Genomic DNA, 4532 nt, shown 5'->3' on the forward strand with positions numbered 1-4532 from the left:
ATCTGCGCCGATGACAATATTAAAATCTTTCTTAATCATAGCCTTATCATTGTTTTCAAAAATAAAAAAGTTAATGCTCAGGAGACACCGCTATGTTCAACCTTATGGATACAGGCTCTAGGCCTAAACTACCGTTCGAACTACATTAGCCAGTGCGGATAGTGGGGCGCCCTATCTGCCGGACAGGCTTTAAGCCTCAGGGATTGCACGATATCCCCACCCTCCTCCCGATGATCAGTCGAGGATCCTGGCTTGTTTGTTCGCCGGAATCAAGATATAAGGGAGTGCCGAGATGACGAGTTGTGTAGATACTTATGCCCTAGCGGAGAAGGAAATTGTTGTATTGCTTAAACCAGCCAAAACTTACATAAGGGCATCTCTATTAATTCCACCTATTAGCTGATGTTTTTGGATATCCAGGGTATAGACGAAATGAGATAATAGAGTTCCCTACCCAGAGATATTCAGCAGATGAAACAGCCCCCCGCCAACCCGGATGTGTGCCGTAGAAGAGCGTGCCGCGCAACTGACCGAAATGGGCGATCCTGGTTGGCCTGGAGGCACGGATAGGCTGGGAATCGTTTTGCCCTGATCTCAACCGGGTGCATGAACAGGACAGAAAAAGTCAGGCGGGAGCCAAACCCATCGACGTTGCACGGATGTTCAAGGTGCAGGTGCTCCAGCAACTGCACAACCTGTCGGATGATAGGATCGAATATCAGGTACGGGATCGCTTCAGTTTCATGAGCTTCCTGGGTTTGCAACTGGAAGATCGGGTGCCTGATGCTAGAATGGTCTGGTTGTTTCGTGATCGGCTTAAAGGGTTGAACCGGGTTGAAATGCTGTTTGCCCGCTTTCATCAGCAACTGGTCGGAGGGGCATGCCGCCTCGTCCGCTGGGTTTCCCGTATAATTCAAAGATAATGGGAGCGTCAAAACGTGCGGGGCAGGGTTTAAAACCCCGCCCGGTGTCAGCATAAAGGAATTCGCATTGGCCCACGATCACTTTCAATGCGCTACCAAACCAAAAGGGTTGCTTAAAATAGAACCGAGCGGTGAGTTTTTAGTTTCCAAAGCCACCGAATCGAGCAATGCCATCACTTCTTCGCAAGAAAACACATCCTTGGGATGGCTGTAAATCGTTTCTGCAAGTGCTGTGATTGCTTTCCAGTTTGAGCGGTCGGTGATAAAACTGTAAGCCGCCAAAAACAGCTCCGCCAGTTTCTGGTTGCGCTCAGTTTCGCTGTTCGGCAGCAAGCAGGCTATGTATTCGTAGATTGTTTTCAAATCTTGGCCGCCGCCGTAGAATTTTAACGCGCCCAAATAAACCAGGTTGGCGTTGAAAACTTCATCGTCGCGGAGAGCGACATATTTGGCTTCTGCCAAGGAACCTGCCAGAAGATTAATGACATCGGACTCAAAAGCGTACTGGCATTTTTGCCGATCAGCCGATGACAATTGCCGCGTCGCAGCCTGATAGGAGTGGGGCAAGTCGGATATCAACCGCCCCCCTTCCAGTTTTGCGCCGTATTTGCCAGGAATTCGCATGAACCGCCCAGGGGATCCGGCTTCCTGTTCAAAGGGTTTAATGGCGATCTGGAAATGCAACGCCGGCAAGTTTTTTTGTTTGTTGCCCAGATAAATGGCGGCAGCATGGCCTGCCTGGTGATAAGCGCTACGTTTGCCGATACGGACGAGCGGGTTCTTTTGAAGGGTTGTCGCGTTATAGTCGTATTTCATGGTGACCTCATATAAAAAAAAGCGGGTTAGCTACGCTAATGGATCGTAAAAATAACCCGCAAAGAGAGGAAGGATGCTAGCTTATGGAGGTGAAGAGCCTCTTAAGCAGGATAAAGCAATACTGCTATGCCCAGTTGTGGGTAATGCGGCAAATGACCGCAAACCCACAACTAAGGCAATAAATATAACGCAATTCCCATGCCATTAATTTTGATGAGATGATAGCTAAATTACAGGTGCGATTGGCAGCTGTTTTTCTTATTTATTGCTGATAACACATTGATAATCAATAAATAACTAATGCGCCCTTAGTTTTTTCGATAATTGCGGAAATAAAGAAAAAACGCGTGTTTTTGCCGGGCAAATCATCCAATTTATTAAAAGTGTGTGATATGACACACTTTACTGGAATTTTTAGCACCCCTGAAACGCCCGTGCTGCGCGGCTTTCAGAAAAAAGTGTGTGATATGACACAGTGGGTGTGTGATATCACACACTTTTTAAGGTTGTTTTTAGCGAGTTTAAAGGGATCGGTGGGCGGTAAGCGCATTAAGGTGCCTAAAACACCATCTAGCCGCGATAGCGGTTATGCGACATCACGGGGTATCCGAAATGTCAGGTAGCGTTTAGGCACGGCCTGACTACCTGGCTACAAGGCTTTCAGCATACGGCGCATCCTTGCGCCGTATGCTTGAATCCCTGGGTTAATTACAGGGTTACGTACCGTTCAGCTACACATCGCAGCGTTGCGTGGTGCCGCAACAGTCGGCCATGTTGCCGCCGTGTTTGGCGCAATGTTCGGCGTTACAGTTGTGGGCCGCAGCGCCTGTGTGGGCCGCACAATTGGCGGTGGTGCAGCTTTTGGCGGCTAGCGTCAAGTGCTTGTCGCAATGCGGGGTATCGCAGACGTGCGACTTGGCGGCTTTGTCAGTCGAGTAATGCTTGGCACAGGCTTCGTCTTTTGCACCGGGATGTTGGGCGCAATGTTTGGCGCAGTCGTGCGTGGCTGCGGCTTGGTGGGTGTCGCAGTGTTTGGGGTGGGTTTTTGCCATTACGCCCGTCGAAACCAGCGAAAAGGAAAAGGCTAATGTGTAAGAATCTCTAGGAGTCTGTCGGATTAATAGAGCAAATCAACTCGCCTAATCCAGTTTAAAATTTAAAAAAGTCACTTGTTACAATTTTTAATGCCCCTGATTCTGTTTTATCAACCCACCAAGGCCCTTTTTCCCTCTCTTACCCTCTTAATGCATGCATTCTTTTCAAATTCCAGCCAATACAGACTAAATTCCATTCACTTTCGACGGATTCCAGGCCTCGAAGATGGAATTGCCTGAACCCCAGGACGTGTTTAATGATGCCGAACACGGTTTCGACAGTTGATTTACGCTTGCCGTAAAGTGCTTTGCCCGCTTTAGTGGTTAAGCGATGGGTCATGGCCTCAACCGGCGGCAAGGTGGTCCCGTCTATTTCCGGTTGGTGCTGAAATCGGGCTTCAAGGGGTTGGTTATGGCTTTGCCGCTTTTGGGCAATGTACGGTTTTATCGTTGCATCACAACAGGCCTTCACATTCCCTTGGCTGAAGTAACCCGTGTCGGCTAACAGGTTTTCAACGGTTCCCAGGCATTCCGGGAGTTGCTTGAGTTTGGCTAAAGCGGGTTCGATTTCTTGTTTGTCGTTGGTGTGTTGGGTGACGTGACGGCCAACGATCAGGTGGGTGGCAATATCCACGCTGGCTTGGCCGTTATAGGCTTGTTCAAAACCATTATGGGTCGGCATGATGCGGGATTCTTCATCCGTCAAACTGACTTGATCTTTAGCTTGAGGCGCTTCGGAAGGCGCTTGGGGCGCTTTGCCGCCCATGTTCTTGCCGGTTTCACTCAGGTGTTTTTCACGTTTAGCCAGCTTTTCATCATACTCGGCTTTTTCTTGCGTGTAACGCGCCTTCGCGCGGGCCTGAATTTCGTGCTTCGCCTTGGCAATCACGGCTAAACGGTCTTGACGTCGTTTGAGTTCTTTGGGCACCTCCATGTCTTCGGGAAGCGGGGTGTTATCGGCTGCTTCAGCCAGCTTCATCAAGGTTTCGATTTCCTGTTTGAACTGGGCTTCCAGTTGATTGGCGTAATCCCAGCTCAAGGCTTTATGTTTGCTGGCATTGGCTTTTATTTTGGTGCCGTCCAGGCTCACTGTGCCCAGTTTAAGCAGCCCCATGGCTTCTGCAAGGACCAATAGCTCGACAAACAAGCCTTCAATCTCTTTTTTGAAGCGTTGGCGGAAGCGGTTGATGGTGTCGTGATCTGGGTTTTCGTTGGCGCAGATATATTTGAAGGCCATCGAACCGTAAGTGGCTTTCTCCAGCTTGCGACTGGAAAACACGCCGGTTGCTTAGCCATAGAACAACAGGGCTAACAGCACCGCCGGACGATAGGGGGATTTCCCTTTGCCCGCATAGGCTGCCGATAGGGGTCGTAAATCCAGCTGGTCAACCATCTCGACAACAAAACGAGCCATATGCTCTTCAGGCAAACAATCCTGAACACACGGTGGCAAGATGTAAGGGGTATCGCGATCAATCAGGATGAATTGGGTGGCCATTTGATGGGTTTTAGTATGCGTTTCGAAGCAAACATTTTAACATTTTTGCACTGTTAAATCCGACAGTCTCCTAGCGTTGTTTACAGTATTCAGGAGAATACTGCAAATGAACATCCATAAACGGACACGACTCACTTTACTTGACCGCCAAGAAATCTGGCGGCTTTACCAAACCCGAAGCTGGAAAGTGACCCACTTGGC

4 protein-coding genes and 1 pseudogene are annotated in these 4532 nt (G+C 49.1%); 2 read left to right on the forward strand and 3 right to left on the reverse strand.

Features of this window, described 5'->3' with window-relative positions; translation table 11 throughout:
* The first annotated feature begins 602 nt into the window (after positions 1–602).
* Positions 603–923 carry a transposase gene (locus tag ACLQ6D_RS03940; RefSeq protein WP_411725987.1) on the forward strand — a complete coding sequence of 107 codons (321 nt, stop codon included), beginning with the start codon at positions 603–605 and terminating at the stop codon, positions 921–923.
* 84 nt (positions 924–1007) lie between these two features.
* Here the strand turns inward: ACLQ6D_RS03940 and ACLQ6D_RS03945 are convergent, their stop codons facing one another.
* A complete protein-coding gene (locus tag ACLQ6D_RS03945; RefSeq protein WP_411725988.1) occupies positions 1008–1739 on the reverse strand; it encodes a hypothetical protein in 732 nt (243 codons plus the stop codon).
* 392 nt (positions 1740–2131) lie between these two features.
* Here ACLQ6D_RS03945 and ACLQ6D_RS03950 point away from each other — a divergent pair, with 392 nt between their 5' ends.
* On the forward strand, positions 2132–2362 hold the full coding sequence (locus ACLQ6D_RS03950; protein ID WP_411725989.1) for a hypothetical protein: 231 nt from the start codon (positions 2132–2134) through the stop codon (positions 2360–2362).
* A gap of 108 nt (positions 2363–2470) precedes the next feature.
* Here the strand turns inward: ACLQ6D_RS03950 and ACLQ6D_RS03955 are convergent, their stop codons facing one another.
* Together ACLQ6D_RS03955 and ACLQ6D_RS03960 are read right to left on the reverse strand one after the other, a co-directional pair.
* Positions 2471–2791, reverse strand: a complete 321-nt coding sequence (locus ACLQ6D_RS03955; RefSeq protein WP_411725990.1) for a hypothetical protein — start codon at positions 2789–2791, stop codon at positions 2471–2473.
* A gap of 181 nt (positions 2792–2972) precedes the next feature.
* Positions 2973–4331: pseudogene (locus ACLQ6D_RS03960) on the reverse strand (transposase).
* Positions 4332–4532: the final 201 nt, after the last annotated feature.

The organism is Methyloglobulus sp. (genome assembly GCF_046714055.1).
In the GTDB taxonomy this organism is placed as follows: Bacteria; Pseudomonadota; Gammaproteobacteria; order Methylococcales; family Methylomonadaceae; genus Methyloglobulus.

What these genes read in the sequence shown, in the direction of transcription:
- ACLQ6D_RS03945 (WP_411725988.1), bottom strand. Translation starts at nt 1,739, where the DNA reads ATGAAATACGACTATAACGCGACAACCCTTCAAAAGAACCCGCTCGTC.
- ACLQ6D_RS03950 (WP_411725989.1), top strand. Translation starts at nt 2,132, where the DNA reads ATGACACACTTTACTGGAATTTTTAGCACCCCTGAAACGCCCGTGCTG.
- ACLQ6D_RS03955 (WP_411725990.1), bottom strand. Translation starts at nt 2,791, where the DNA reads ATGGCAAAAACCCACCCCAAACACTGCGACACCCACCAAGCCGCAGCC.